At 55.4% G+C, this 25980-nt stretch carries 24 protein-coding genes and 3 pseudogenes; 8 read left to right on the top strand and 19 right to left on the bottom strand.

Going from position 1 to position 25980, the window contains the following annotated elements; all coding sequences use genetic code 11:
* The first annotated feature begins 36 nt into the window (after positions 1 to 36).
* Positions 37 to 1503 (top strand): cobyric acid synthase, encoded by a 1467-nt coding sequence (locus ACWI0H_RS12885; RefSeq protein WP_485873617.1) that lies wholly within the window; start codon positions 37 to 39, stop codon positions 1501 to 1503.
* On the opposite strand, the gene ACWI0H_RS12880 is transcribed toward ACWI0H_RS12885, so the two are convergent.
* On the bottom strand, positions 1463 to 1861 hold the full coding sequence (locus ACWI0H_RS12880; RefSeq protein WP_485873616.1) for a RidA family protein: 399 nt from the start codon (positions 1859 to 1861) through the stop codon (positions 1463 to 1465). The two genes, ACWI0H_RS12885 and ACWI0H_RS12880, sit on opposite strands and share 41 nt — an antisense overlap.
* 171 nt (positions 1862 to 2032) lie before the next feature.
* Here ACWI0H_RS12880 and ACWI0H_RS12875 point away from each other — a divergent pair, with 171 nt between their 5' ends.
* Positions 2033 to 2596, top strand: a complete 564-nt coding sequence (locus ACWI0H_RS12875) for a hypothetical protein (RefSeq protein ID WP_485873615.1) — start codon at positions 2033 to 2035, stop codon at positions 2594 to 2596.
* A 31-nt stretch (positions 2597 to 2627) separates the two neighbouring features.
* On the opposite strand, the gene ACWI0H_RS12870 is transcribed toward ACWI0H_RS12875, so the two are convergent.
* The 3 genes from ACWI0H_RS12870 to ACWI0H_RS12860 all read right to left on the bottom strand — a co-directional run bounded on the left by ACWI0H_RS12870 (position 2628) and on the right by ACWI0H_RS12860 (position 6734).
* Positions 2628 to 3809, bottom strand: coding sequence for a vWA domain-containing protein (locus ACWI0H_RS12870; RefSeq protein ID WP_485873614.1), 1182 nt, complete (start codon positions 3807 to 3809; stop codon positions 2628 to 2630).
* 3 nt (positions 3810 to 3812) lie between these two features.
* Complete coding sequence (locus tag ACWI0H_RS12865; protein ID WP_176303639.1) at positions 3813 to 4667, bottom strand: AAA family ATPase; 855 nt, start codon at positions 4665 to 4667, stop codon at positions 3813 to 3815.
* Between the two features lie 96 nt (positions 4668 to 4763).
* Positions 4764 to 6734 (bottom strand): sigma-54-dependent Fis family transcriptional regulator, encoded by a 1971-nt coding sequence (locus ACWI0H_RS12860; RefSeq protein WP_485873613.1) that lies wholly within the window; start codon positions 6732 to 6734, stop codon positions 4764 to 4766.
* Positions 6735 to 7024: 290 nt separating this feature from the next.
* On the opposite strand from ACWI0H_RS12860, the gene ACWI0H_RS12855 reads away from it, so the two are divergent.
* Together ACWI0H_RS12855 and ACWI0H_RS12850 are read left to right on the top strand one after the other, a co-directional pair.
* Entirely contained in the window at positions 7025 to 8839 is a 1815-nt protein-coding gene (locus tag ACWI0H_RS12855) for an NAD(P)-binding domain-containing protein (RefSeq protein ID WP_485873612.1), read from the top strand.
* A gap of 31 nt (positions 8840 to 8870) precedes the next feature.
* Positions 8871 to 9947, top strand: coding sequence for a 2,3-butanediol dehydrogenase (locus tag ACWI0H_RS12850; protein WP_336274516.1), 1077 nt, complete (start codon positions 8871 to 8873; stop codon positions 9945 to 9947).
* Between the two features lie 75 nt (positions 9948 to 10022).
* Here ACWI0H_RS12850 and ACWI0H_RS12845 read toward each other — a convergent pair whose 3' ends face one another.
* Positions 10023 to 10787: an SDR family oxidoreductase gene (locus ACWI0H_RS12845; RefSeq protein WP_336274517.1), complete on the bottom strand. Its 765-nt coding sequence runs from the start codon at positions 10785 to 10787 to the stop codon at positions 10023 to 10025.
* A 190-nt stretch (positions 10788 to 10977) separates the two neighbouring features.
* Here ACWI0H_RS12845 and ACWI0H_RS12840 point away from each other — a divergent pair, with 190 nt between their 5' ends.
* Both ACWI0H_RS12840 and ACWI0H_RS12835 read left to right on the top strand, forming a co-directional pair.
* A complete protein-coding gene (locus tag ACWI0H_RS12840; protein ID WP_336274558.1) occupies positions 10978 to 11409 on the top strand; it encodes a GGDEF domain-containing protein in 432 nt (143 codons plus the stop codon).
* 457 nt (positions 11410 to 11866) lie between these two features.
* The gene (locus ACWI0H_RS12835; RefSeq protein WP_336274518.1) at positions 11867 to 12460 is read left to right on the top strand and encodes an OmpW/AlkL family protein; all 594 of its coding nucleotides are present in this window, start codon (positions 11867 to 11869) and stop codon (positions 12458 to 12460) included.
* Between the two features lie 83 nt (positions 12461 to 12543).
* Here the strand turns inward: ACWI0H_RS12835 and ACWI0H_RS12830 are convergent.
* The 7 genes and pseudogenes from ACWI0H_RS12830 to ACWI0H_RS12800 form a co-directional block, all read right to left on the bottom strand.
* A pseudogene (locus tag ACWI0H_RS12830) lies at positions 12544 to 12753 on the bottom strand (M24 family metallopeptidase); the annotation flags it as partial.
* 30 nt (positions 12754 to 12783) lie between these two features.
* Positions 12784 to 13053: a hypothetical protein gene (locus ACWI0H_RS12825; RefSeq protein WP_062375866.1), complete on the bottom strand. Its 270-nt coding sequence runs from the start codon at positions 13051 to 13053 to the stop codon at positions 12784 to 12786.
* Positions 13043 to 14680: an IS66 family transposase gene (gene tnpC, locus ACWI0H_RS12820; RefSeq protein ID WP_172416382.1), complete on the bottom strand. Its 1638-nt coding sequence runs from the start codon at positions 14678 to 14680 to the stop codon at positions 13043 to 13045. The genes ACWI0H_RS12825 and tnpC overlap by 11 nt, the downstream gene beginning before the upstream one ends.
* Before the next feature lie 28 nt (positions 14681 to 14708).
* Positions 14709 to 15053: an IS66 family insertion sequence element accessory protein TnpB gene (gene tnpB / locus ACWI0H_RS12815; RefSeq protein WP_004578760.1), complete on the bottom strand. Its 345-nt coding sequence runs from the start codon at positions 15051 to 15053 to the stop codon at positions 14709 to 14711.
* Positions 15050 to 15340 carry an IS66 family insertion sequence element accessory protein TnpA gene (gene tnpA, locus ACWI0H_RS12810; RefSeq protein WP_172416383.1) on the bottom strand — a complete coding sequence of 97 codons (291 nt, stop codon included), beginning with the start codon at positions 15338 to 15340 and terminating at the stop codon, positions 15050 to 15052. The genes tnpB and tnpA overlap by 4 nt, the downstream gene beginning before the upstream one ends.
* Positions 15341 to 15387: 47 nt before the next feature.
* The gene (gene pepQ / locus ACWI0H_RS12805) at positions 15388 to 16518 is read right to left on the bottom strand and encodes a Xaa-Pro dipeptidase (protein ID WP_485873611.1); all 1131 of its coding nucleotides are present in this window, start codon (positions 16516 to 16518) and stop codon (positions 15388 to 15390) included.
* Positions 16519 to 16561: 43 nt separating this feature from the next.
* Positions 16562 to 16864, bottom strand: a pseudogene (locus ACWI0H_RS12800) (LysR substrate-binding domain-containing protein); the annotation flags it as partial.
* 61 nt (positions 16865 to 16925) lie between these two features.
* On the opposite strand from ACWI0H_RS12800, the gene ACWI0H_RS12795 reads away from it, so the two are divergent.
* Positions 16926 to 18067 (top strand): IS3 family transposase gene (locus ACWI0H_RS12795; protein WP_485873610.1). Its coding sequence is split into 2 segments (ribosomal slippage): positions 16926 to 17187 and positions 17187 to 18067, totalling 1143 coding nucleotides; the frame shifts between segments, so codons are not numbered across the junction.
* Between the two features lie 20 nt (positions 18068 to 18087).
* Here ACWI0H_RS12795 and ACWI0H_RS12790 read toward each other — a convergent pair.
* The 6 genes and pseudogenes from ACWI0H_RS12790 to ACWI0H_RS12765 form a co-directional block, all read right to left on the bottom strand.
* Positions 18088 to 18711: pseudogene (locus ACWI0H_RS12790) on the bottom strand (LysR family transcriptional regulator); the annotation flags it as partial.
* 49 nt (positions 18712 to 18760) lie between these two features.
* Positions 18761 to 19834 (bottom strand): ABC transporter ATP-binding protein, encoded by a 1074-nt coding sequence (locus tag ACWI0H_RS12785; RefSeq protein ID WP_374730571.1) that lies wholly within the window; start codon positions 19832 to 19834, stop codon positions 18761 to 18763.
* A complete protein-coding gene (locus ACWI0H_RS12780; protein WP_336274521.1) occupies positions 19831 to 20847 on the bottom strand; it encodes an ABC transporter ATP-binding protein in 1017 nt (338 codons plus the stop codon). The genes ACWI0H_RS12785 and ACWI0H_RS12780 overlap by 4 nt, the downstream gene beginning before the upstream one ends.
* Before the next feature lie 7 nt (positions 20848 to 20854).
* Positions 20855 to 21811, bottom strand: coding sequence for an ABC transporter permease (locus ACWI0H_RS12775; protein ID WP_485873609.1), 957 nt, complete (start codon positions 21809 to 21811; stop codon positions 20855 to 20857).
* Positions 21808 to 22857, bottom strand: coding sequence for an ABC transporter permease (locus ACWI0H_RS12770; protein ID WP_335596250.1), 1050 nt, complete (start codon positions 22855 to 22857; stop codon positions 21808 to 21810). The genes ACWI0H_RS12775 and ACWI0H_RS12770 overlap by 4 nt, the downstream gene beginning before the upstream one ends.
* A gap of 185 nt (positions 22858 to 23042) precedes the next feature.
* Positions 23043 to 24623: an ABC transporter substrate-binding protein gene (locus ACWI0H_RS12765; protein WP_485873608.1), complete on the bottom strand. Its 1581-nt coding sequence runs from the start codon at positions 24621 to 24623 to the stop codon at positions 23043 to 23045.
* Positions 24624 to 24897: 274 nt separating this feature from the next.
* Between ACWI0H_RS12765 and ACWI0H_RS12760 the strand changes: the two genes are divergently transcribed.
* Positions 24898 to 25467, top strand: a complete 570-nt coding sequence (locus ACWI0H_RS12760) for a hypothetical protein (protein WP_485873607.1) — start codon at positions 24898 to 24900, stop codon at positions 25465 to 25467.
* Positions 25468 to 25524: 57 nt separating this feature from the next.
* On the opposite strand, the gene ACWI0H_RS12755 is transcribed toward ACWI0H_RS12760, so the two are convergent.
* Positions 25525 to 25911, bottom strand: a complete 387-nt coding sequence (locus ACWI0H_RS12755) for a glutaredoxin family protein (protein WP_008956417.1) — start codon at positions 25909 to 25911, stop codon at positions 25525 to 25527.
* Between the last annotated feature and the right edge of the window lie 69 nt (positions 25912 to 25980).

Below are 25980 nucleotides of genomic sequence, written 5' to 3'. Positions count from 1 at the left end.
CAGTCTCGCCCTTGTTCACCTGGGCGGGATAACGTGATGGCCACACTAATGATTCAAGGCACCACCTCGGATGCAGGTAAAAGCACTGTGGTGGCTGCGCTCTGCCGTGCACTGGCAAGGCGTGGTATATCAGTGGCGCCGTTCAAACCCCAGAACATGGCGCTGAATAGCGCAGTGACCAGCGATGGCGGCGAGATTGGCCGCTCCACGGCGCTGCAGGCCCAGGCATGCTATTTGGCCCCTCATAGTGATATGAACCCGGTACTGCTAAAGCCGGAAACGGATCGTGGCGCCCAGGTGATTTTGCGCGGCAAGGTGCATGGCCATATGGATGCGCTGGATTACCATGCCTATAAACGCACTGCAAAGGCGAGCGTAATGGCGGCTTGGCAGGCACTGGAAAGCCGCTTCGATGTGATTATTGCCGAAGGCGCGGGTAGCCCTGCAGAAATTAATCTTCGCGAAGGCGATATTGCCAATATGGGTTTTGCCGAAGCCGCCGACTGCCCAGTGCTGCTGGTGGGGGATATTGACCGCGGCGGTGTATTTGCCCAGTTGGTGGGCACGCTGGCGCTGCTAAGTGAGAGCGAGCAGGCGCGCACCAAAGGTTTTATTATTAACCGCTTTCGAGGAGATATTGCGCTGCTGGAACCGGGGCTTGATTGGTTGGAAGCGCGTACGGGTAAACCGGTACTGGGCACGCTGCCCTATCTGCAAGGGGTGGTGCTCGATTCTGAAGATAGTATTGGGGTGACCCAGGCCGAGAAGCAGAGCAAGGTGCTTAATATCGTCGTGCCAGCACTTCCGCGCATCAGTAATCACACCGATTTCGACCCGCTGCGCTTGCACCCTCAGGTGGCGCTGACCTTTGTAGGACCCGAGCAGCCGATTCCTGCTGCTGACGTGATTATCCTGCCTGGTAGTAAAAGCACTGCCAGCGATCTTGCCTGGTTACGGCACCAGGGCTGGGATAAAGCCATTCAGCGCCACCTGCGTTACGGCGGTAAGGTGTTAGGTATTTGCGGTGGCTTTCAAATGCTGGGCGAGTGGGTGGATGACCCTGATGGGCTGGAGGGCCAGCCGGGGAAAGAAGCAGGATTGGGACTGCTGCCGCTCACAACGCGTATGGTGGCGGGCAAACAGCTGCGAAATGTGAGCGGCATAACGGTTACTGAAGGCGCGACAGCCACCGGCTATGAAATCCATAATGGCGTGAGCGAAGGGGCTGCCTTGAATTCCCCCTTATTTACCGTGGATGGTCGCCCGGAAGGTGCCGTTAGCGGTGATGGACAGATTCTAGGAACCTACCTGCATGGCTTGTTTGACCATCCCGACGGCTGCCAGGCACTGCTGAAACAGTTAGGTTTGGTTAACGGTGAACAAAGCGATTATCAAGCCCACCGAGAGCGTGAGCTTGATCGCTTGGCCGATATGCTGGAAGCCCACGTCGATATTGAGGCGGTTATTGCTCTGATTGATGCTGGCGCTTTGCCATCACGGTGATTTCAACATTGCTACCGCCGCAGAGATGGGGGGATTCGGTACATGTGCGCGCCGGGTAGCGACCGGGTTCAAAATATTCGGCGTAAATACCATCCATGTCTTGGATAGCGTGTAAGTCAGTAAGATGGATATCCACGCGCACTACATCGGCAAAGCTACCGCCTTCCATTTCAAGCATGCGCAAAAGTGCGCGCATCACTAAGCGAGTCTCTTCTTTAATATTTCCCCGTGCGGCGTGGCCGTTGGAGAGGTCGGCGACGGTTAGCCCTGAAATAAACACATAATGATCGTCTATGACCATATGGCTGCCGGGGAAACTCGGGGTGGGCATGGTGGGGTCATTCGTAAAGGTGGTCATGTTAGCTCCTTCTAAGTCAATGTTCACATTTACAGTGACTGACGACAGCCTGTTGGCAGTCGTGTTCAGTATCAGTATAAATGAATGGGTCTATCGCCTGGCACAAGACACTGTCCAAACGGCAGTGATTGCTCTAGGCTTGCGGCTTTTCAGTCGGCGAGGTTGATTCCAATGAAGGTCGTACACGTTAACGCAGAGGCCCAGCGCAATGCCTGTCTGGCGCGTTTATGCGCTGAAGTTTACGGACAAGATGTCGGTCTAACGCCGCTTGTCGTGTTTACCGGCACCTGCAGTGTGCTCTTTCCTCAAGAAGCTGCACGATTATTTGCTGCCGTTGATGCCCAGGGTAAGCCTCAAGCGTTGGCACTACTAGTGCTGGACGAAGAAGGCGTGGGCATGACGGTTACCCACGCCTGCTCGCTTGACCAAGCAGACGCCCAGCAGCGCTTGATTAGTGAACTTACCTTGAAAGCCCCTTTGCGCGTCGATGTGGATAGCGCCGAGCAGGAGGCGTTTTACCAGAAGAGTGGTATCAAGCGCTGGTTCGGCGGGGCAGGGGGTAAACGCATTGGTTTAGGCGCGCGCCACCCCGCCAAAAGCGTCAATGAGCTGGCACCTACCCTTAGCTTGGATGAAGCGCTGATTCTGCGTCGTTTTAAACACGACCCAAAGGCATTTGAGCAGGCGAAGCAGGCATTTTTAACCGGACTTGATAACTTTCCTACCGCCTTATAGGGCGCTGTGTTGCGTAAAAGCTGGCTTCTTTTTACTTTTTCGCCAGTTCGCGCATGGCGGTTTCTAACCCTTCAAGCGTCATGGGATACATACGGTCGTCGATAATCTCGCGAATGAGTTTGGTCGAATAGGTGTACTCCCAGGCGCGAGGCGGCAAAGGGTTAAGCCATGCCAGACGCGGAAACGTGTCACATAGGCGCTGCAGCCAAACGCCGCCCGGTTCGTCGTTAAAGTGCTCAACGCTGCCACCTGGATGGGAAACTTCGTAGGGTGACATGGCGGCGTCACCCACAATCACTACTTGGTAATCCGCGCCATAGGTGTGCAATACATCCATGGTCGGAATGCGCTCGTTGCCCCGGCGCAGGTTATTTTTCCAGACACCTTCATATAGGCAGTTATGGAAGTAGTAGTGCTCCAGGTGCTTGAACTCGGAGCGGGCCGCCGAGAATAGCTCTTCACACACGCGAATATGGTCATCCATCGATCCGCCTACGTCCAAAAACAGCAGCACTTTAACGGCGTTGTGGCGCTCGGGGCGCATCTGCACATTAAGTAGCCCGGCATCTTTGGCGGTTTCGCGGATGGTGCTATCCACATCGAACTCGTCCTGCGCGCCCTGGCGGGCAAACTTGCGCAGCCGCCGCAGCGCCATCTTGATATTGCGGGTGCCTAGCTCCAGCGAGTCATCGTAATCCCGAAAGCGTCGCTCATCCCACACCTTGGTGGCGCGGCGGTGGCGCGAGCCATCCTGGCCGATCCGGATTCCTTCCGGGTTGTAGCCATAGGCGCCAAACGGGCTAGTGCCGCCGGTACCGATCCACTTGTTGCCGCCTGCGTGGCGCTCTTTCTGCTCTTCCAGGCGTTTTTTAAATGTCTCAATGAGCTCTTCGAGGCCGCCCAGGGATTCGATCTTGGCTTTTTCTTCATCGGTGAGCTGTTTTTCAAACTCGCGGCGCAGCCAGTCATCGGGGATCAGCGACTCAATGGCGGCGTCCATGTCCTCAAGGCCTTTAAACCAGGCGGCGAAGGCGCGATCAAAACGGTCGAAGTGGCGCTCATCTTTGACCATCACCGTGCGCGCTACCTGATAAAACGCCTCCATATCGGCGAACACCACGCCGCGCTCCACTACGGCATGAAGGTCTAAAAGCTCGCGCAGTGAGACGGGCACGCCCGCGCGCTTTAACGTTTCAAATAGGCCAATAAACATGGCTTAGCGCCCTGTGTTCTTCTGGCGACGCATCATGAATGCCAAGCGCTCGAGCAACTGGGTGTCCTGCTCATTCTTGACCAAGGCGCCAGCCATGGGCGGCAAGGCCTTTGCTGGGTCGCGGTTATAGAGTGCTTCTTGCGCCAGCTCGTCGGCCATCAGCAGTTTGAGCCAGTCGACCAGCTCGGAGGTGGAGGGTTTTTTCTTGAGTCCGGGCGCCTTGCGAAGCTCGAAAAACACTTCTAACGCTTCGCTGACCAGCTTAGGGGCGATATCTGGAAAGTGAACATCGACAATCGCCTGCATGGTCTCGCGGTCGGGGAATTCGATGTAATGGAAAAAGCAGCGGCGCAGAAAAGCATCCGGCAGCTCTTTTTCGTTGTTGGAAGTGATAACGATGATCGGGCGCTGCTCGGCGCGGATGGTTTCCCCAGTTTCGTAAACGTGAAATTCCATACGATCCAGTTCCTGGAGCAGGTCGTTGGGAAATTCGATATCCGCCTTGTCTATTTCGTCGATCAGCAGCACCACACGCTCGCCAGCGGTAAAGGCATCCCAGAGTTTACCGGGCTTGATGTAGTTAGCGACGTTCTCGACACCTTCCACGCCCAGCTGTGAATCCCGCAGACGGCTTACCGCATCGTACTCATACAGCCCCTGGGCCGCCTTGGTGCTGGATTTGATGTGCCAGGTGATCAACTGAGTATCGAGAGATTCAGCCAACTCTTCAGCCAGCAGTGTTTTGCCAGTGCCCGGCTCGCCTTTGATGAGAAGTGGCCGCTCAAGCACCACGGCGGCATTTACCGCCTGCTTGAGTGCATCGGTTGCGATATACGAAGAGGTGGAGTCAAATGCCATAACGGGCCTCGGCTTGTCGGAAGCATAATAGAAATAAGATTCAAACAAGTGTACGTGAGGCTGGCCGCCCAGGCCAAGCGGTAGGGCTGTCAGTCGTCAGGCCTTATTTGGCGGCACGATGCCCTGGCGCTGCATTTGCCGATACACCGTTGGCCGTGAAACGCCCAGTTCGCGGGCAACGGCGCTGATATTCCACTGATGCTGCTGAAGCTGTGTGATGAGATGACTATCGGCGGTTTCCCTCGCAGGGGTGGTTAGCGAAGGCGTGTGGGTAATGCGCTGGCTCAGGCACTGTTCGGGCAAGTCGTAAACGGTGATTTCATCGCTCTCGGCAGTCACTAAGGCAAACGCCAGGGCGTTTTTAAGCTGACGAATATTGCCGGGCCAGGCGTAGGCGAGCAGGGCGCTGATGGCATCGGCTCGTAGGCGGGGCGATGGGCTGCCGCCGCGTTCTGTGACCACATCGTTAAACACCTGACGAATCACGTAGAGCTTGTCGGCCCGCTCGCGCAGTGGTGGCAAGCGCAGCTGGGCGCCGTTTAATCGGTAGTAGAGGTCTTCGCGGAAGGCTCCCTCCTCAATCAACTTGTCGATATGGCGATGGGTGGCAGTGATCACGCGGAGGTCGACCTTGACGGGTTTGTTCGCCCCCAGCGGCATCACTTCACGCTCGGCGAGTACCCGTAGCAGGCGGGTTTGCAGGGCCAGCGGCATATCGCCAATCTCATCTAAAAACAGCGTGCCGCCATGGGCCTGGGGGATGAGCCCGCGCATGCCTTTTGCCCGCCCGCCGGTAAACGCGCCGGGCTCGTAACCAAACAGCTCACTTTCGATCAGCGCTTCGGGAATGGCGGCACAATTCACCGCAATAAAAGGCCCTTTTGCGCGGTTGCCGCTGTCGTGCAGGGCGCGGGCGACGACCTCTTTGCCGGTACCGGTTTCACCGCTGATCAGCACGTTGACACTGGCTTCGTTACGCAGCCGTTCGGCCAGTTTTTGCAGCTTGCGTATGGCGGGGTCGTCAGCACCTAGCCGTGCTAGCGGCTTGGGCTGCGTGGAAGTTGTCTTATTCGGTGGGGCAGTGCGCGGCCTGCGGGGTTCCAGCAGGCTAATAAAGTAGATGGCGTTGCTGGCGCGGGCACGGAACGCACGAAGCTGGTCATCAGTGGCGCTATTAATACTCAATACATCGGTAATCTCGCATTCAAACAACTCGCTGAGCATGGTCGCGTGTTGTGCAGCCCAAGGCGGCCAGCGGCGCTGATGGTCGGCGATCAGTTCACGGCCAACGGCATTGGCGGCGATCACTTGGCCGTTCTCCTCAATGGCGATCAGGCCGCGGCCATTCACATGGACAAACTCTCGGGAGGTATCCAGCCGCACCATCAAACAGTCGCGGTAACGCTGAAGGAAGTAGGCGTCTTCGATCATGCGGGCGTAAAGCGTGACCAGCGATAGGCTGAAATTCTGGCTTTCATGCTGGGCAGGCGATTGCAGCGCCGAGATATCCAGCACGGCCATCACGTTGCCCTGCGGGTCGGCAATGGGGGCGGCGGTGCAGGTCAATGATATGTGCGTAGCGTCGAAGTGCTCCTGACGGTGGCAAATGATCGCTTGGCGGTCGTAAAGGCAGGTGCCTACTGCGCAGGTCCCCGCGAAGCGCTCGTCCCAATCGGCACCTAAATAGAGGCCCGCTTTGCGCAGCTGCTGGTCTTGATTTGGGTTGCCGCGAAACTCGACGGTAATGCCGCGATGGTCGGTGAGCAGCAGCACGTAGCCCAGTTGGGCGATTTGCCCGTAAAGCTGCTCGACCCCGGCGCGGGCAACGTGCAGCAGCTCATCGACGGATTCACGATGTTCTATGAGTGTTTGCTGAGGCACCACGCGGGCAGGGCGTGGCTGCGTGGGGTCGAGCTGGTACTCGTTCAGGCAGCGCAGCCAGGAGCGCCGAATCATGGGTTGAGCCGGTAGCTGTGGTATTTCCAAGCCTTCGCCGAGCTGGAAAATATGCTCGATATGCTGGCGCTGAACGGATTGAAGCCGTGCAGGTGGCGACTGAGTGGGCATGGCGTTTTACGCTCTGGGGCTTGTTGTTGTTCTTCAAGCCTATGCGCTCTGAGAGAGGTGTCAACGTGAGTGTGTTGCGCCGTTAGTCGTGCGTTACACCTGTAACGTTTGACTGTAAACGGCGTGACAGGTGTACGTGTTTTACAACGCCTTAGCGAAAGCAGATTAAACTACATTGTTTTTATTTTTCAATTGCTTATTGATAGTTTGGCGTATTTGGCACGGCGGGTGCTTAGGGTTGGATGTCTTATCGACAATTCAACAACAACAACGACCCTGGAGTACCCGCGATGACTGACACACAAGTACGCACACCACAAAACGCTACCAGCACCGTCAACGCATGGCTGCATGATTTTGATGAGGCGCTGCAAGCGCAGGATATTCAGCGCGTGCTATCGCTGTTTAACGACGAGTGCTATTGGCGTGACTTTCTTACCTTTACCTGGAATTTAAAAACCTGCGAAGGCAAAGATGATATCCAGGCGATGCTCGATGCCACGCTGGCCCATACCCAGCCCACCCAGTGGCAGCTGGAAGGGGAGGCTAGCGAAAACGGCGATACCATTGAGGGGTGGTTCACCTTTAAAACAGCCGTGGCTAGCGGCAAGGGTTACTTGCGCCTGAAGAACGGCAAGTGCTGGACACTGCTCACCACCATGCAGGCGCTGGATGATTTTCCAGAGCCGCGCAATCACCACCGGCCAAAAGGGGCAGAGCACGGTGCCAACAAACAGCGGGAAACCTGGCTGGAAGCGCGGGAGCGCGAGGAAGCCGAGCTGGGCTACAAACAGCAGCCTTACTGCGTGATTATCGGTGGCGGCCAGGGTGGAATTGGCCTGGGGGCGCGGCTAAAGCAGATGGGCGTGCCGACCATTATCATCGAGCGCAATGAGCGCGCGGGGGACTCCTGGCGCAACCGCTATAAATCGCTCTGCCTGCACGATCCGGTGTGGTACGACCACCTGCCCTATATCCCCTTCCCGGAGAACTGGCCGGTGTTTGCACCGAAAGACAAGGTGGGCGATTGGCTGGAAATGTACACAAAGGTGATGGAGATCAATTATTGGAGTTCCACCACCTGCGACAATGCACGCTTCGATGTAGCCGCAGGCGAGTGGATCGTGAACGTGAAGCGCAACGGCGAAGAGATCACGCTACGCCCGAAACAGCTGGTGATGGCTACCGGGATGTCCGGTATGCCCAACGTGCCCAAGTTTGCAGGCGCGGAGAGCTTCGAGGGCGAACAGCAGCACTCCAGTCAGCACCCAGGGCCGGATGCTTACGCGGGCAAAAAGTGCGTGATTATTGGTTCGAATAACTCGGCCCACGATATTGCCGCCGCGCTCTGGGAGCACGATGCCGATGTCACCATGCTCCAGCGCTCCTCGACCCATATCGTCAAGTCGGATTCTTTGATGGAAGAAGTGCTGGGGCCGCTTTATTCGGAAGAGGCGGTGGCAGGCGGGCTTACCCATGAAAAGGCCGATCTGATCTTTGCTTCCATTCCTTATAAGGTGTTGCCCGATTTCCAGCGCCCGGCGTTTGAGGCGATTAAACAGCGCGACGCTGAGTTTTACCAAAAACTCGAAGACGCGGGATTTATGCTCGATTTCGGTGACGATGAGTCTGGCCTGTTTTTGAAGTACCTGCGCCGCGGCTCGGGTTACTACATCGATGTGGGGGCCTGCGATCTGGTCGCCAATGGCGATATTAAGCTGCGCAGCGGTGTTGGCATCGAGCGTATTAATCCGCACTCCATTACCTTGACCGATGGTAGCGAGCTACCGGCAGACCTCATTGTGTACGCCACCGGCTATGGCTCGATGAACGGCTGGGCTGCCCGCCTGATCTCCCAGGAAGTGGCCGATAAAGTGGGTAAATGCTGGGGCTTAGGCTCTGATACCACCAAAGACCCCGGCCCTTGGGAGGGCGAGCTGCGCAATATGTGGAAGCCCACCCAGCAGGAGGCGCTGTGGTTCCATGGCGGCAACCTGCACCAGTCCCGGCACTACTCGCACTATTTGGCGCTGCAGTTAAAGGCTCGTATGGAAGGGCTGGAAACGCCTGTCTATGGGCTGCAGCCGGTTCACCATGTGTCTTGAAAGCCATTTGTATTAACAAGAAGGGATACTTATGAGTCAGTTGACGAATCAGCAACAGATGCAGGCCGCGGTATGGTATGCCGCCAAAGATCTGCGCGTTGAACACGTGCCGGTGCCTACCATCAACGACCCCCATGAGGTAAAGGTGAAAGTCGCCGCCTGCGGTATTTGCGGCAGCGATTTACACGAGTATGCCGCCGGGCCGATTTTTATTCCGGTAGGCAAACCGCACCCCATTAGCGGTGAACAGGCACCGATCATTATGGGCCATGAGTTTGCGGGCGAAGTGGTGGAGGTTGGTGAGAAAGTGACGCGGGTCAAAGTAGGCGACCGTGTGGCCATTGAGCCGATTCTGTCACCTAACAAGGATGGCGCTTACCAGATGGAGCGCTACAACCTGACGCCGCTGCTCGGCTTTCACGGCCTCTCTGGCGGAGGCGGCGGATTCTCGGAGTTCACCGTGATGGGTGAACACATGGTGCACAAACTGCCGGATGACCTCAGCTTTGAACAGGGGGCGCTGGTAGAGCCTGCGGCGGTTGCGCTGCATGCAGTGCGCCAGAGCAGCCTCAAAGCCGGGGATAGCGCCGTGGTGTTTGGTGCGGGGCCGATTGGCTTAATGACCATCGAAGCGCTTAAAGCCGCAGGGGCTGCACAGATTTATGCGGTGGAAGTTGCGCCATCCCGTAAGGCTAAAGCCGAAGCGCTGGGAGCCATTGTTGTCGACCCGCAGCAAGAAAACGCGGTGGAAAAGCTTCACGCCTTGAGCGGCGGCGGGGTGGACGTGGCCTTCGAAGTGACCGGCATTCCCGCCGTGCTCAACCAAGCGCTGCACAGCACTCACGAGGGCGGCGAAGTGGTGGTGGTGAGTATTTGGGAGGGAGAGGCCAGCTTTCACCCCAACGACTTGGTGATTAAAGAGCGCACCATGAAAGGCATTATTGCCTATCGTCATGTGTACCCGGCGGTGATGGCGCTGATGCAGCGGGGCTACTTCCGCGCCGAGGATATGGTCACTCAACGCATTCCGCTGGCGGATATCGTGGAGGAGGGCTTCGAAGCCCTGTTGAGCGATAAGGCGCAGGTGAAGATTATCGTCACGCCTTAGCGGTACGTTCTTGAAAAGCGAAAGGCCATCCGCGGATGGCCTTTTTTAATGGGATCTTTTTGATGGGCGGTGCCGCTACTCGGCATAGATCATTTTGCGCGTCATACCGCCATCGGCCACAAAATTTTGGCCGGTGATAAAGCCTGCCTCTTTGGAGAGTAGAAAGCGGGTGAGCGCGGCAATATCTTCGGGGGTGCCAACCCGCCCCACCGGGTGCTGCTCGAGGTCAACGGCACGGTGCTCCACAGGTTGCTGGCGGCTGGGCTTTTGCCAGTCGCCAACTTCAATCCAGCCAGGGCTGATGGCGTTAACGCGAATATCAGGGCCGAGGCTGATGGCCAGCGCATGAGTAAGGGCGACGATACCGCCTTTGCTGGCGGCGTAGGCTTCGGTATCCGGCTCGGATTGAAGTGCACGGGAAGAGGCCATGAGCACCAAGCTGCCACCGTGCGGGCGTAAGTAGGGAGCGCCATGTTTGGCACACAAAAAGGCGCCGGTGAGGTTGGTGTTTAAGTAGGCCTGCCATGTCTCTAGCGAAAGCTGCTCCACCGGGCCATTGAAGGGGTCTGCAATACCTGCGTTATGAACGATGCCGTTTAACTGGCCAAAATGGCTGGTGGCTTTTTCGAGGCTGCTAGCTACCTGCGCCTCATCGCTGGCATCCGCCATTAGTGTTAGCAGGTTCTCACGGTGGGGCAACCGCTCAGAGGCTGCGCTTAAAGCTTCTTCATCAATGTCGGTAATGGCGACGCGGTAGCCGTCGGTGAGCAGCGTGTGGGCGATACCGAGGCCAATTCCCTGGGCTCCGCCAGTGATATAGATGGTTTGAGGTGTGGTCATCAATGTTTTCCATAGTGGGTGGCGCGGCTGAAAGTAGCAGCCGTCTGAATGTGAAATATCGATACAACCAGCGACAGCCGATGAATTAATGCATACATTTAGACTAATTAATTAAGCTTAGCTGCACAATTCCCGATAAATTATATGTGCTGTCATCTAACCCGCGAGGTTTGAGCATAAAAGCGCCACCATCAACGAAATTGCTCGTGCCTACCGGCAGCAGTACCCAGTAGTAGTAGCGATGATAGATATTGACCATTTCAAAAAAGTTAACGATACGTACGGTCATGCGGTAGGCGATGTCGTAATTGCTTCTGTTGCCACACTCCTGCGTCAGCGTTTGCGTCAAACGGACATCATAGGTCGCTATGGGGGCGAGGAATTTTTAGTCGTTCTTCCATATTGTGAAGCAGAGGATGGGTGGAAAAAACTGGAAAACATACGGGAATATTTTTCACGCTTGCGCTTTAGACAAGGCGACATTGAGTTTGCCTGTACGCTTTCAGCGGGGATGGTATGTAGTGTCGATGTGCTAGATGAGGAACGGGAAAGGCTGCTTGTGACAGCAGACGAAGCGCTATACCGCGCTAAACGTGGTGGTCGAAATCAAGTTTGTCAGTAACCATGTCTCGTTTTGAGGCAATCAGCCAGTAAAATGCGCGTTGTTGGTGCGCTTTGCAGTGTGTGAAAGCGCTATTTAAATGTTGAATTGCCCTTGAATTTTATAAGTAATTGTTTTATATATATTAAAAATATAGTGGCACGCCGTTCGCAATATAAAGAGTAAGCAGCAAATGAATAGAGCGACCTATGATTGAGCTGGTGCTTTCCCTTCTTTGCTACATCGTTGCGGTTTAGCCGCACGATACATCGAGTGAGCTGGCGTGCTCCACCTGGGTCCCCTTCGGGGGACTTTTTTTATGCCTAAAAAAACATCAGGGCTAATTTACTTATATTAATATTTCACAAGATATTTGGAAACACTGTTTTTATACTATATACTGTATAGGAAGTTGGATAGCAAGAATCGCAATCCCTAAGCGCAAGGAACTGCGCGCTGCATAATGAGGACGACCCTGATGAGTAATATGAAACTGATTTCTGCCGCTGTAATCACTGCTGGTTTCACTCTGGCAAGCTCTGCAGCTCTTGCTTATAACGCTGGCGATGTATTTGTCCGTGGCGGCGTTGCCCAGACGGATACGGGTTCAGATAATGGCAATGTAGCCGGTGATTCATTAAGTGTTGATGAAGCGCGCGGACTAACCTATGGCGTGGGTTACCTGTTTACCGATAAGGTCGGTGTTGAGCTGAACAGCTCCGAAGAATTCGAGCACGACTTGAGTGTAGCCGGTGTGGGAGCGGGCAGTATTGATCGCTTGCCGGTTAACCTGCTGGTTAACTACTACCCGCTGGGCGGCTTGGATTCACGCGTGCAGCCTTACGTAGGTGCTGGTCTTAACTACACACATTTCTCCAGCGAGCCGAGCGGCTTGAGCGTTGATGAAAGCTACGGCGCCATTGGTCAGGTGGGTATTGATCTGGCCGTGACTGATAACATCATGCTGAATGGCTACGCAAGCTACGCGGATGTGAACGCCGATATCAACGTTGGCGGTGAAGTCGACATTGAACCGGTTACTATTGGCGGCGGTGTTACTTACCGCTTCTAATCGAGTACTGACATGTTTTGTGGTTATCCAACGCCCGGCCTTTTGCCGGGCGTTGCTCGTTTAGGGAGCGGAAAAATAGCGCATTACGTTAGATTATCAAAACCGCTTTCTGTGACCGCGATGTTATCTTCAATGCGGATGCCGCCACAGGGTGAGAGCTGATCAATTAGTAGCCAGTTAATGGGCAGTGATGTGCTACGCAGAGGGGCGAGCAGCATAGTGATAAAATAGAGCCCTGGCTCTATGGTCACGACCATACCTGGGCGCAGCGTACGCGTTAACCGCAGTGCTGGGGTAAGCGTTCATCCTACGACGTAGTTGACCTACTTCACGTCACGCAGAGGCCTAAGTAACTCCGGCGAGACCTTGTACTGTTTCCTGCCTTCCTCGCCCAGCACGATCACACTCTTGCGGTTGATCTTGGTGACGATCCCCAACACCGGTCCTTCTCGGCCTTCGAAGGTCACTTTCAGACCAACCCGCAACCGACTCAAGGCTTGCAGGGTTTCCTGTTCTTGCAGTTCATCAATGCGCTGGCAGATGTACTGGTTCAGTTCCAGCAACTCGTCGATGCTCATGTCCTCAATGCGCATGGACGACCTCCACCGGTGTGAGTTGCGTGGCTTGTCGGTCCGGATGACGGGGATCGATCAGAGCCCGTAGCGGATTCTCGGCGAACCGGATTTTCCAGCGCCGTGGAGTCAGGTTCGCCACTTCACTGGCGGGATGCTGACTGACGCGTTGCAGCACGTCCACCAGGTAAGTGTAGGGGTTAATATCGTGCAGCTTGCAGGTGCTGATCAGGCTCTGGATGATGCCCAGGTGTTCCGCGCCCAGTTCGGTCCAGCAGAACATCCAGTTTTTCTTGCCCATTGGAATGGGGCGTAGCGCCCGTTCCAGGTGGTTGGTGTCTGGCTGCACGTCCGGGTTTTCCAGGAACACGGTCAGGCTCGCTTCGCGACCGAGCACGTAGTTCAGGGCCTTGGTCAGCGGGTCGCTGGGCACGAGGCCGCCTTGTGCCAACTGATCCCGGCACCACTGGAAGAAGTCGCTGACCACCGGTTTCGAGTGATCCAACCGGTACTGGCGTTTCTTCTCGCCAGTCAGCCCCTGGGTTTTGATGGCCTCTTCATTCCGGTACACCTTGGCGATCTGTTGCAGCGCGTTGGTGACTGTCTCCGGGTGATCTTTCTGTGCCTCGATAAAATAACGGCGACCATGCACCCAACATTGGGCATGGGTGACGCTCTCCTGAGCGGCAGCGTAGCGGGCATAGGCCGCGTAGCCGTCACTGATCAGGGTGCCGCTGAACGATTCGCTGAGTACTTCTTCGATATGGGCACGCCCACGGCTGTTCGAGTAGGTGAACACCACCTCGTCGGCATCGCCGTATAACGGCCAGAACCAGCCGGTTTTCATCTTGCCCTTTTGCGGGCCGGCCCGGCCCTGATGACCGGCTTTGATGGGCGTTTCATCCATGGCCAGCACCCGACTGCGCAGCACATTGTCGGTCTGGGCATCCACGATGGGTCGCAACAGGTCGATGGCACGCTTGACCAGGTTCGTCAGGGTGCTGCGACTGACGGTGATACCGGCCTGCTGGATGCGCTGGTGTTGACGATACAGCGGCAGGTGGAACTGGAACTTGTCCACCAGCAGCCCGGCCAGCAGGCTGACGTCGGCCAGGCTGTTGTCCAGCACGTTGAACGGAGCCAGAGTCGTCACCGGCTTCTCGGCCCCCTTTCGCCGGAACACCGGGCGTTCGCACTTAAGCACCACATAACTGGAGGCACGCTGGGCCAGCCGGTAGGTGGTCTTGCTACCGATCACTTCGTACTGGTCAGCCTCCGGCCCGGTCAGTTCCGGTGGCAGGTGCTCAATGACCTCCATCGGCACATCGGCGGTAAAGCGCAGACCGGAGTCATTCAAGCAGTCGTCGTCCCGCTGCTTTTTGCCGGTGCCGCGCTGATAGGCCTTGATGGTGCGTTTTTCTTCGCCAGCAGGCTGCTCCGGCAGCGGTGCTTCATCGGGCTGGAACAGGCTGTTCTGGCCCGGCAGATCAAACACCTGCTTCTCGGACTTGGGGCCGAACAGCTGCTTCTTGAACCAGTCCAGCTGGCGCTGCAGGATCTGGACCTGCTCACGCAGCAGTGCATTCTCATCGGCCAGAGCCGAGGAGGACGATGCATTGGGACAAGGATCAGAAGCCGTTGAATTCATGACCGATATTATACCGGAAGTCCGTCTTCTATACCCCTCGAAAACGCTTGAACTGGCGGTATTTCTGCACCTCAATGCCATCGATCAGCAGTTGCAGATCCGTCAGGGTCAGGGCTCGCTGCCCCGAGGCAGATAATGGCACCCGGAACTGCCCCTGCTCCAGGCGCTTGGCCCACAGGCAGTAACCGGTGGTCGTAAAATACAGCATCTTCATCTGAGTCTTGCGGCGATTGACGAAGACGAAATACTGGCCGCTGAGAGGGTCGTGCTTCAACTGATTCCGGACCAGGGCACTCAGGCCCCGGAACGATTTGCGCATATCGGTGGGCTCGGTGCACAGCCAGATCCGGGCCTGACTATCGAGCCCGATCACCCGTTCTGGCTCAGCCGCAGTTCAACGCCATTGCCCAGGCTGAGCACAATGTTCCAGCCTGGGCCGGAGGATTGCGATGTGTCCATCAGTGACGACAAATCCAGAAAGCTGGCTTCACCGGATCCAGCCGAATCATCGGCCGACGGATCAGACAGGCGCTTGCGCCAGTTGCAGAAACTCGCGTAACCAATGTTCTCTTGTTCGCAGAACTGCCGAGCTGACAGACCACTGTCACGCTGCTGATTGACCAAAGCCTGCCACTGGTCGGGTGTGCGGTGCTTTCTCATGGCGATAACCTCGTGTTGGAAACTGTGAGGTTACTTTAGGGCGAATTTTAGCGGGGTGGCAGAACGTCGCGGAATGGACGCTTACGTGCTGGGTGCTTTTCTGGGGCTGGTGCTGGCGTGCCGTCTGGGTGACGCAATCCAGCTACATCGTGTACTTGTAGCCCCAGCGAATGACCTAACCCATGAGGGCAGAAGGCTCGTGTTACGCCTTCAGCAACCGCTTGCTCTGCGGTGCCTTTGAATAAACCGTGGGCCACCAATATATCAGCTAGCTGTTGATGCATTTGCTCATGTAGGGCAATAAAGCTAACGCCTGGCGCCACACCTTTCACAAGCTCATCTTTCAAATCATGCATGGCTGTGACCAGTTCGCCAAACGCTGCAGGTGCATCGGGGCCAGCGTAGGCGCGAGTAATATCAGCGCAGTAACCTCGAAACCGACGTCCAGCATCTACTAGCAGGCTGTAACGCCGTTTAGGCGCATTTAGGTCGTAATGCTGGTAATGCAGTACCCCTGCGTGTTCATTTAAACCGATGATGTTTTGGTAAGGTACGTTTGATTCGCGCTGACGACTGGCACCTAAGTAAGCCAATTGAATATCCAGTTCACCGGAGGCGCCAATAAACGCTGCTTGCGCTGCTTGATGGCCCGCTATCGCTAGGCGATTGGCTTCACGAATACAGGCAATCTCATAGGGCGTTTTAAATAGCCGCAATTCATCCAGTGAATTCACCAGCTGCTCAGGCTGACGTTCGGCGTGCATCGTCTGCTGATGACTAGCTGAGAGTTGGTCAGTATCGCCGATAATGGCCGCATTACCGATCAAGGGTGGTGTGATTTTGTCGCTGCAAAAGTGAACATCGAAGGCGGTCACCCAAGGCTCTTCGGGAAGATGAGTGGGTAAATGCCAAAAATCAGCGGGTGCATACAAGTATAGCTGTGGGCGTTTTTCTGGCTGAATAATCAGCCAACTATGCTGTACATCGGCTAAGCCCACCCAGTGCATGAAATGGCCGTAAGTCTGAAAGGGGGGCGTATGATCGTCAGCAAAATGCACGCTGGCATGACCACTATAAATCGCTAGGCTATCTAATCCATGTTCGCTCAACATCGACGCATAGGCGCGCTGAAGGTGGGCTATATGATCGAGTTGCAAGTTAAAAAGAGTGCTCGACATGCAAACCGTGTCCTTTCTCAATTAAGCTTTCTCAAAGACGACTTCAAGTGCGTGGAGTGGCGAGTTCACTCCAGAAACCGTCGAGTTCAGCGTGGTGGTGGCTTTGATGGCGATAGAGCCGTAGTTCCATCGGCACATCCCAACGGCTATCGCCTGCTCTTACCAGCGTACCTTGAGCAAGCTCTGCGGCCACGTTGCGCTCAGGCAGCCAGCTCATGCCATAGCCAAGCAGCACCAGCTCTTTAATGCCCGCCGCGTAGAGATTTTCACTCTGTGCAGTTAAGTATGTGCTCTGCGGCAACCTAGCCAAATGGGCTTTAACGGCTGAGCCAAGCAAGCCGCGCTGAAGTGGTCCAATTGGAGCGGACACCCCGATAAGCCTCATAATGGAGGCAGTGGAGGTGTTCATGACCAAGAAGACTCGACGTCGGTTTTCCGATGACTTCAAGGCGGATGCGGTGAGCCTGGTGATCGATCAGGGGTATTCCGTATCCGAGGCCGCCCGGCGCCTTGGCGTGGAGCGCAGCGTACTGGACCGCTGGTGCCGCAAGCACCGTCAGCAGGTCTCCGGCACCCCGGGGCGGCAGGAGGATGATCGCGACGCCGAGATCAAGAAGCTTCGCGCAGAAGTTCGTAAGCTTCAGATTGAAAAGGATATTTTAAAAAAGGCGGCGGCCTTCTTCGCCAAAGAGTCGAGCTGAGATACCAGTTTATCGAGTCGGAGAAGGCCACCTATCCCGTGGCCGTGTTGTGTCGAGTCATGCAGGTCAGCCGGAGCGGTTTCTATGCCTGGCGACGGCGTGGCTCTGATGACCCTCGTCAGGCCCTACTCCGAGAGGTCAGAGAGATTCATCTCCAGAAGCGTGGCAGCTATGGCAGCCGCCGCCTGGCCAGAGAACTGCGCCGCCGCGGCTACGATGTCGGCCGTTACCAGGCTCGCAGCCTGATGCGGAAAGCCGGCGTAGAGGCACGACAGCGGCGACGCTGGCGTCATACGACCGACAGTCAGCACACCCTGCCGGTGGCGCCTAACTTGTTGAACCGCCAATTCATGGTGACGGAACCGAACCGAGCCTGGGTGGCCGACATCACCGCGATCTGGACGCTGGAAGGGTGGCTCTATCTGGCGGCGGTGCTCGACCTCCACGACCGGCAGCTGGTGGGCTGGGCGATGGCGGATCACATGCGCACGGAGTTGGTTCTGGACGCCCTGGAGATGGCCGTAGGGCGGCGGCAGCCCAAGAGCGGGTTGATCCATCATAGCGACCGCGGCAGTCAGTACGCATCGCATGACTACCGAGCCACGCTGGATCGGCACGGGTTCCAGGCCTCGATGAGCCGCAAGGGGAATTGCTGGGACAATGCCGTCATGGAGCGCTTCTTCGGCTCACTGAAAAGCGAGTGGCTGGCTGACCAGCGATATGGGACCCGCCAGGCAGCACGGCGCGATGTCGTCGAATATATCGAGATGGAGTACAACAGCTGCCGGCTCCACTCGACCCTCGGCTACCAGTCACCGAGGGAGATCGAACTGGCAGCTGCGGCTTGAAAATGTGTCCGCTCTCACTTGACCAGAACACGCTTTGGGTAGGCAAGCCAAGGTGCTGGTTGATGGCGCGACCCTGGTAGCAACGCACAGGGTTCTCTCTCTGCATTTAACCCAGTCACCGGTATTAATCTTTCATGACCGATGACCCGGTAGGTGCAGGCACTGGTATCAATATCCAGGTCGCAACGCCCAATCGGCCAGTAGCAGATGGCAAGGTCGCACTCGGCCCGCGCTAACGCTTGAAAATAGTCGTTAGCGACCCAGCCAGTCGCCCGCAAATAGGGCTGTACGCGGTCTTGCCAGCCTGTAGAGGCAAGCCATTCAGGCAAAAAATGCGGCAACAGGCTCTGCGGCGCCGCCACCATAATACGCCGCTGCTGGCCAGCATTGATTTCACGCACTCGGTCTCGCGTAAGCCGCACTCGCTCGGTCACCTGTTCACACAGGGTTAAAAACTCCTCACCAGCGGGCGTGAGCGAGAGGGGTAACGTTTGACGGTTAATCAGCGTTACGCCCATCTCCTCCTCAAGCAATTTAATCCGCCGGGAGAAGGTGGGCTGGGTAACGTGTTGATCATCTGCTGCGCGAGAGAAGTGCCGCGTTCTGGCCAGGGCGATAAAATCTTCTAGCCAGCGAATTTCCATGCTCTACCTCTCAGCGACTTGGCTCGCTGTATTATAAAGGGGGGCCTACTCATAGGCGCCCCTCTTCAACAGCGTGGCATGCGACACGGGTTCCGTCATCCTGTGTTTGCAAAAGGGGAATCTCTTGCTTACAGCGTGAATTGGCATGCGGGCAGCGGCCATGAAACACGCAGCCGCTGGGTAAATTAACCGGGGTCGGCACTTCACCGGATAGGCGAATATGCTGGGGGCGGTCATCCTTTAAGCGCGGGATCGCTGAGAGCAGCGCCTGGGTGTAAGGATGGCGCGGCTTTTCAAACAGCGTGGCCGTCGTGGCAATTTCACACACTGTACCCAAGTACATCACCGCCACACGGGTGCCAAAGTGCTCGACCACGGCTAAATCGTGGGTGATGAAGAGATAAGTCAGGTTACGCTCTTGCTGGGCTTCCATCAGCAAGTTGAGCACCTGGGCTTGAATCGAGACGTCGAGGGCAGAAATAGGCTCATCGGCGACGATGAATTCCGGATCCACGGCCAGAGCGCGGGCAATCGCGATACGCTGACGTTGACCCCCCGAGAACTCGTGACCAAAACGCTTGCCCCAGTCGGGATCGATACCCACTGAGTGCATCACTTCTTCAACCTTTTCGAGGATTTTTGGCCGCTTCCAGTCAGGGTGGTGCAGGCGCAGCGGCTCTTCCAAGGTTTGCTGAATGGTCATGCGCGGGTTAAGCGACGCATAAGGGTTCTGGAAAATCATCTGCATACGCTTGCGATACGGCAGCAACTGACGCGAGCTTAAATTATCGATACGTTGGCCGTCGTAGCGAATCTCGCCTTCAGAGGGTGTTAAAAGCCCCATCACCGTACGTGCCACGGTGGACTTGCCGCAGCCAGATTCACCCACCACACACAGTGCTTCACCGCGTTTGATATCCAGATTCACGCCGTTAATAGCATGGACATACTCTTGATGCCGTACCAGCTTGCCGCCCTTGAAGCGCAGTTGATCAAGGAAATCACCCGAGAGAGAGAAGCGCTTTTTCAAATCGCGGATCTGCAGCAGCGAATCAGCACTCTCTTCGTTCTGACGAGGAGTAGGCATAGGGTTTTCCGTCATGGCCTCAGCGTGCGCACTCATGAGGTTTCCTCCTTCATACGGCGGTCTTCAAGCATTTCAGCCACCATGTGGCACGCCACGCGGCAATTGCCGGACTCAACAAATTCGGGCACTTGCTGGGTGCAGGCGGGGCGGGGCTGGCCATCGGCGCGATTGATAAAATCGCAGCGTGGATGAAACGCGCAGCCGCTGGGCAGGTTAGAAAGCGACGGCATACTGCCACGAATCTGATTGAGCTTTTCGCCCGGCGTTGCCATCTGCGGCAAGGCGTTGATTAGCCCTTGGGTATAGGGGTGTTGCGGGTCATTAATAATTTCCCGTGTCGGCCCTTGCTCAATCACTCGGCCAGCGTACATGACCAGCATGCGCTGAGTGACCTGGCTGACCACGCCCAAGTCGTGGGTGATCAGAATAAGCCCCACATTGTGTTGCTCGCAGAGTTCAAGCAGCAGCGCCATGATTTCGGCTTGAATCGTCACGTCAAGCGCCGTGGTCGGCTCGTCGGCAATGATAATGTCCGGGTCGAGCAGCAGCGCAATGGCGATAATAATCCGCTGGCGCATACCGCCGGATAGCTCGTGAGGATACTGATCCAAACGCGTTTCCGGTGAGGGAATTTGCACCTGTTGCAGCTTATCCAAGGCAATCGCGCGGGCTTCTTTGGAGGAAATACGCCGGTGCGCTTTCAAACACTCAACCATTTGCTCGCCAATGGAGAGCACCGGGTTGAGCGTCATCATCGGATCCTGGAAAATCATCGAGATGCGATTACCGCGCACTTTGCGCAGGCCGCGCTCGGACATGCGGTTGAGCACTTGGCCGTCAAAGTTGACAGTACCGCCCGCAATAAAGCCTGGCTTAGCGATTAAATTGAGTAGCGAAAAAGCCGCGACGGATTTACCTGCGCCAGATTCACCGACAATGCCCAAACGCTCACCGCGCTCAAGGCTGAAACTAATGTCCCGCAAGGCGTGGACTTCACCCTGGCGCAGCGCAAAGCGGACATCAAGATTATTGACTTCAAGTAGTGCCATGGTGTCCTCAGCCTTTGTAGAGTCGTGGGTTCATGACATCACGCAGCCAATCACCGAGTAGATTGATCGACAGTACCAGCACCACCAGTACCGCACCTGGAATTAACGTAATCCACCAGGAGCCTGACTGGATGTAGTCAAAGCCTGATTTAATCAATGAGCCCAGAGATGGATGCGTTTCCGGCATACCCAGGCCCAGAAACGACAGCGCCGCTTCAGAAATAATCGCGTTGGCAATCTGTACGGTCGAGATAACGAAGATTGGAGACATCGTATTGGGCAATACGTGGCGGAACATTATCCGCTTGCTGCGCAGCCCCATCACGCGGGCGGCGTCTACGTACTCTTTATTCTTCTCGGCCAGTACCGAAGCGCGCACGGTGCGGGCATACTGCGGCCATTCGGCCAGGCCGATAATCAGGATCAGCATCATTACTGCGTATTGGCTATAGAAGGCGCTGCCCATGGTCGCTTTGACCAAAGCGCCTACCACGATAGCGACCATTAGCGTCGAGAAAGAGAGCTGAATATCCGCTAGCCGCATCAATATAGTATCGACACGCCCGCCAAGATAGCCCGCCATCAGGCCGAAAGTGACCCCTAGCAGCGCTTGCAAAATGACCGCGCCAAAGCCGATCAGTAGCGAGACGCGTGTGCCATACAGCACAATCGACCATAAATCGCGGCCCTGGGCATCAGTGCCTAAGGAGTAGCGCTCATCGGCCCCCTCAATCCAGAAGGGAGGCAGCTCTGAGGCCATAATATCGATCTGAGCGAGGTCGTAAGGGTCTGTCGGCGCCAACAGCGGTGAAGCAAAGGCGGCGATAACCATACAAATAAACACGGCCAGGCAGAGCTGTGCGGTGCGGTCACGCTTGAAGCTGTACCACATATAGGAGTCGCGCATGCGCTCCCAGCGGCCGGGTGAAGCGCTCGCTTGTGAAGAATTACTTGTGGTGCTCATGCGGGCTTCCCAGTCAGTTTAACGGTGGGGTTCACCAGACCATAGATCAGATCCACAATCGTATTGGTGACGACAAAAATAACGCCGACAATCATCAGGTAGGTCACAATTAGCGGAATATCAGCGCGGTTGATCGCATCCAAAAACATCAGACCCATACCCGGCCATTGGAAAACGGTCTCGGTCAGAATGGTGTAAGCCACCATGGTGCCGATCTGTACACCGCCCACGGTAATCACCGGTAGCATGGTGTTTTTAAGCGCGTGAACAAAATACACACGGCGCATAGAGATACCCTTGGCGCGGGCGTACTTAACGTACTCCGACTGCAGGACTTCCATCATTTCGGCGCGGATAAGGCGAATAAATAGCGGCAGCATGATAGAGGCCAATGAGACGGCCGGTAATACTAGATGCTGTAAGCCGTTCCAGGTGGCTAAATTGGTATCCCAGTTACCCACCACATTCACCAGATCATAGCCACGACCAAAGGACGGCATATTACCTTCGGTGGAGAAAAAGGCGTTTAACCAAGCGCCCCAGCCGGTACTTTCTGGGAATAGTGTCACGGTAACGCCAATCGCGAAAATTTGAATAAGCACGATCGCGGTAAGAAACACGGGGATTGAAATACCGATGATCGATACACCCATGAATAGTCGCGAAATCGGCGAGCGCGGTTTGATCGCGCTGTAGACCCCGATAGGTACTGAAAAAAGCACAATTATCAACGTTGCCGCAAATACCAACTCCAGGGTGGCGGGTAAGTGACGGGCGATGACTTCTAGCGCCGGTTCGCGGTAAAAATACGAGTAGCCAAAATCACCTTGAACGGCATTTTTAGCAAAGCGCGCGTATTGCACCAGGAAGGGGTCATTCAGGCCTAAACGCTCACGAATTTCTTCGCGTTCGCTTTCCGGCACTGACTGGCCGACCATCTGCTGTACGGGGTCGCCCAGGTTGTCCTGAATGGCGAAGGCCAGCACGCTGATGACAAACATCACCAAAATCGCGTGCATCAGCCGCTTGATTAAAAAGGCAATCATGGCGTACGCCACCTATGTGAAGGGTTCATCAAAGAAAGTAGGGGCATGGTTATTCAAAGTGCTTGCAGGTTCGTGCCGCCAAACAAAAGGCTTCGCTCCCTAAACGCTTAGGGAGCGAAGCATACTGGCAGTTAATATTGCAGTGACTCTTTTGGCACTGTGCAATTAATGCGCGATGGACATGATTAGTCGTCGCTGCTTTTAACGACCAAGTCACCCAGGTAAGGGAAGTCGATAGCGTTCACCACCGGCTCGACCTCAACACCATCCGCCGCGGCGTAGGCAAGGTTCTGCCAGTGCAGCATGATGAAACCGACGTCTTCGTAAAGCATGGCTTCGGCTTCACGCAGCATTTCGTTGCGTTTCTCCAGATCCGTTTCGCTATCCGCTTCGGTTACCAGTGCATCAATCTCTTCGTTGCAGTAGCTGCCGTAATTGTACTGACCCGCGCCGGTTTCTTCATCGATACAGAACGAGAGGTACTGGAAGAAGTTAGCGCTGTCTTCCGTATCGGCGTGCCAGCCGATCATTGCCATATCGGATTCACGGGTATCGTACTCAGGCCAGTACTGGGCAAGCGGCATGGTGCGTAGATCAACTTTAATGTTGATTTGCGCCAGCATGTTGGCCACTGCTTGGGCGATCTGGGCATCGTTCACGTAGCGGTTGTTGGGGGCGATCATTTCAACGCTGAAGCCCTCTTCATACCCCGCTTCCGCCATTAGCTCTTTGGCACGTTCGATATCGTAGCGTGGCGTTAAATCAGGGTTGTGGCCTGAGTAACCCTCTGGCGAGAACTGCCCAGCCGGGTTAGCAAAGCCGCGCATTAAACGGTCGGCAATGCCTTCCTGATTAATAGCCAGATCAACCGCTTGGCGAACGCGGGCGTCTTGGAAGGCTTCTACGCGCTCTTCGTTCATTTGGAAGCCAATGATGCGGGTACCGTCGATCTCAATCAGATTGACGCCATCTGCTTCGCGGACACGGTCTAAATCGTTGGGCGGAACGGCATCAATAAAGTCAACGCCGCCAGAAAGCAGTGCCGCAACGCGAGAGGCGTTTTCAGCGATAGGCGTCATGACGATGTTGGATACGTTGCCTTCGCTTTCAGTGTCCCAGTAATCTTCGAAACGTTCGAAATCAACCCGAACGCCTTGGCGACGGTTGGTCACGATGAACGGGCCGGTGCCTGAAACGTTGCGTGAAGCGAAGGAGTTGCCCGCTTTGACGATTTCAGCTTTGTCGCTACCGTCGTCGGTTTCACCCGTATAGAACTCGCTATCCATCGGGAAGATGTACGTAGCAAGGTTGAGCAACAGCGGGTAAGGTTCAGTGGTAACGATCTCAACGGTGTAGTCGTCAACCGCTTCGGCACTGGCAACGGGTTCAAAAATAGCGCGGTAGTCAGGGCTTTCTTTCAGGCGTTCAATAGTCCATACCACATCTTTAGCGGTGAATTCGTTACCAGAGTGGAAGGTAACGCCTTCGCGCAGCGTCATGCGCATAGTGGTTTCGTCTACTTGTTCCCACTCGGTGGCTAAGCGCGGCTCAAACTGGAAGTCTTTGGTCCAGCGTACGAGCGGATCGAACGCGAGGTGAGAGAAACGCAGCACGCCACCAGAGAGTTGTTCATGTAAATCGAGCGTTTCAGGGTCGGCAGAGTAACCAATACGAAGGGTTTCAGCACTTGCCGTCATCGGCAGCAATGTCGTACCTGCAACCACTGCACCAATAACAGAAGCCAGTAGGGTTTTCTTGAACGTCATAATTGTTCCCTTGGGTCATTGTTTATTGTTCGTTTTACAGATGCTTTCCCTCGCTAAAGAGCGGAAATACCCGTAAAACAGACACGGTCAGCTTTAAAGCTATCTTAATAACATAGGCTAACAACATAGAGACTGCCTGTTGCGTCATACAATCGAAATAATGACAGGCATCATTCATCTGCTACATGACGTGGCTAGTAGCGGCACATTGCATGTTTGTAATTAGACGAAAGTAGTAAGAAAAAAGATAAGCCCGAATAGGCGGAGAAGCCGTATGTGGAAAAAAATCGTCGTGGCAGCCATGGCTTGGTACCTTCCTACCTTAGCTGTCGCCGTTGAACCAACGCCTGGAACCAATGCAGAGCAGGGCGCTGAGCATGCTTTGCCTAACAGCTCGGAAATGACGTCTCAGATCAAAGGCTTGTTAGATGGTGAATTACGCGAATGGTTTATTTTGAGCCATGGCAATGATTCAAACGCATCATTTATTGAGTCAGGTGATGACCATATCACTATCGATATTACGGGATTTGCTGATGATGAGGCCTGGGAGACTCAAGAAGCGCTGTCTATTAGCCTGACGATAAACGAAGGGGAGCTGATCAGCGCCGTGGTGTTACACCCGCTGGGGGACTCGACCTCACCGCCGCTCTATACCTCTGAAGGGGGCGATGTAGAAGTAACGCTGACGCACTATGAGCGGGCCAGTCAACGAGTTCACGTGGCTGGCACGATACAGGGCGTGCTGGCGCTACAAATACAGCTGGATGAGCCTCCGAGCCAGGAAGAGACCATTGAGATTGATGTGGCGTTTGATGTGGAGGCGCAAAAAATCGAGTTTTGATACCCGAAACCGGCATCTGCCCGTTTCGGGTAATACATGACGGTGTAACGCAGTTAGTTAGTCAAACTGCTTATGTAACCAAGCATTGATCGTGTCAGATTCGTACATCCACTCTTCCCGGCCATCGTCATGGATAATTTTGAGGCAGGGCACTTTAACTTTCCCCCCGCCTTCCAAGAGCGCCTGCTTATGGTCAGGGTCAAGCTGGACATCGCGCAGTTCAATGTTCAACCCCAGCCGCGCTATCTCCTTGCGTACCTTGATGCAAAACGGGCAGGTGCGAAATTGATACAGGGCTAGCCGCTGGCATGTCTGATCAATAGTGGCTTGCTCTTCAGGCGAGCGTTCAACTGACTTAGGCGTAGAGAGCTTTTCAGAAATCAGCATAAACGGGGCAAGCACTAAGCGAACGCCACGAAAAAAATAGCGGATTAAAATGCGCATCTAAAGGCTCCTTTCGCTGATGGTTAGGCCCATATCAGCGTGCCGAGTGGAAAGAGAGTGATAGTTAAC

This window comes from Halomonas sp. NYA30 (assembly GCF_976980765.1).
This window is presented reverse-complemented; position numbering and strand designations above follow the sequence as displayed.

Coding starts and splice junctions, on each gene's coding strand:
- ACWI0H_RS12870 (WP_485873614.1), bottom strand. CDS start 3,809: ATGTTTATTGGCCTATTTGAAACGTTAAAGCGCGCGGGCGTGCCCGTC.
- ACWI0H_RS12835 (WP_336274518.1), top strand. CDS start 11,867: ATGAGTAATATGAAACTGATTTCTGCCGCTGTAATCACTGCTGGTTTC.
- ACWI0H_RS12885 (WP_485873617.1), top strand. CDS start 37: ATGGCCACACTAATGATTCAAGGCACCACCTCGGATGCAGGTAAAAGC.
- ACWI0H_RS12850 (WP_336274516.1), top strand. CDS start 8,871: ATGAGTCAGTTGACGAATCAGCAACAGATGCAGGCCGCGGTATGGTAT.
- ACWI0H_RS12775 (WP_485873609.1), bottom strand. CDS start 21,811: ATGAGCACCACAAGTAATTCTTCACAAGCGAGCGCTTCACCCGGCCGC.
- tnpA (WP_172416383.1), bottom strand. CDS start 15,340: ATGAGAAAGCACCGCACACCCGACCAGTGGCAGGCTTTGGTCAATCAG.
- ACWI0H_RS12845 (WP_336274517.1), bottom strand. CDS start 10,787: ATGACCACACCTCAAACCATCTATATCACTGGCGGAGCCCAGGGAATT.
- ACWI0H_RS12865 (WP_176303639.1), bottom strand. CDS start 4,667: ATGGCATTTGACTCCACCTCTTCGTATATCGCAACCGATGCACTCAAG.
- ACWI0H_RS12785 (WP_374730571.1), bottom strand. CDS start 19,834: ATGAGTGCGCACGCTGAGGCCATGACGGAAAACCCTATGCCTACTCCT.
- ACWI0H_RS12770 (WP_335596250.1), bottom strand. CDS start 22,857: ATGATTGCCTTTTTAATCAAGCGGCTGATGCACGCGATTTTGGTGATG.
- tnpC (WP_172416382.1), bottom strand. CDS start 14,680: ATGAATTCAACGGCTTCTGATCCTTGTCCCAATGCATCGTCCTCCTCG.
- ACWI0H_RS12780 (WP_336274521.1), bottom strand. CDS start 20,847: ATGGCACTACTTGAAGTCAATAATCTTGATGTCCGCTTTGCGCTGCGC.
- ACWI0H_RS12755 (WP_008956417.1), bottom strand. CDS start 25,911: ATGCGCATTTTAATCCGCTATTTTTTTCGTGGCGTTCGCTTAGTGCTT.
- ACWI0H_RS12825 (WP_062375866.1), bottom strand. CDS start 13,053: ATGCGCATTGAGGACATGAGCATCGACGAGTTGCTGGAACTGAACCAG.
- ACWI0H_RS12855 (WP_485873612.1), top strand. CDS start 7,025: ATGACTGACACACAAGTACGCACACCACAAAACGCTACCAGCACCGTC.
- ACWI0H_RS12760 (WP_485873607.1), top strand. CDS start 24,898: ATGTGGAAAAAAATCGTCGTGGCAGCCATGGCTTGGTACCTTCCTACC.
- ACWI0H_RS12880 (WP_485873616.1), bottom strand. CDS start 1,861: ATGACCACCTTTACGAATGACCCCACCATGCCCACCCCGAGTTTCCCC.
- ACWI0H_RS12765 (WP_485873608.1), bottom strand. CDS start 24,623: ATGACGTTCAAGAAAACCCTACTGGCTTCTGTTATTGGTGCAGTGGTT.
- ACWI0H_RS12860 (WP_485873613.1), bottom strand. CDS start 6,734: ATGCCCACTCAGTCGCCACCTGCACGGCTTCAATCCGTTCAGCGCCAG.
- pepQ (WP_485873611.1), bottom strand. CDS start 16,518: ATGTCGAGCACTCTTTTTAACTTGCAACTCGATCATATAGCCCACCTT.
- ACWI0H_RS12875 (WP_485873615.1), top strand. CDS start 2,033: ATGAAGGTCGTACACGTTAACGCAGAGGCCCAGCGCAATGCCTGTCTG.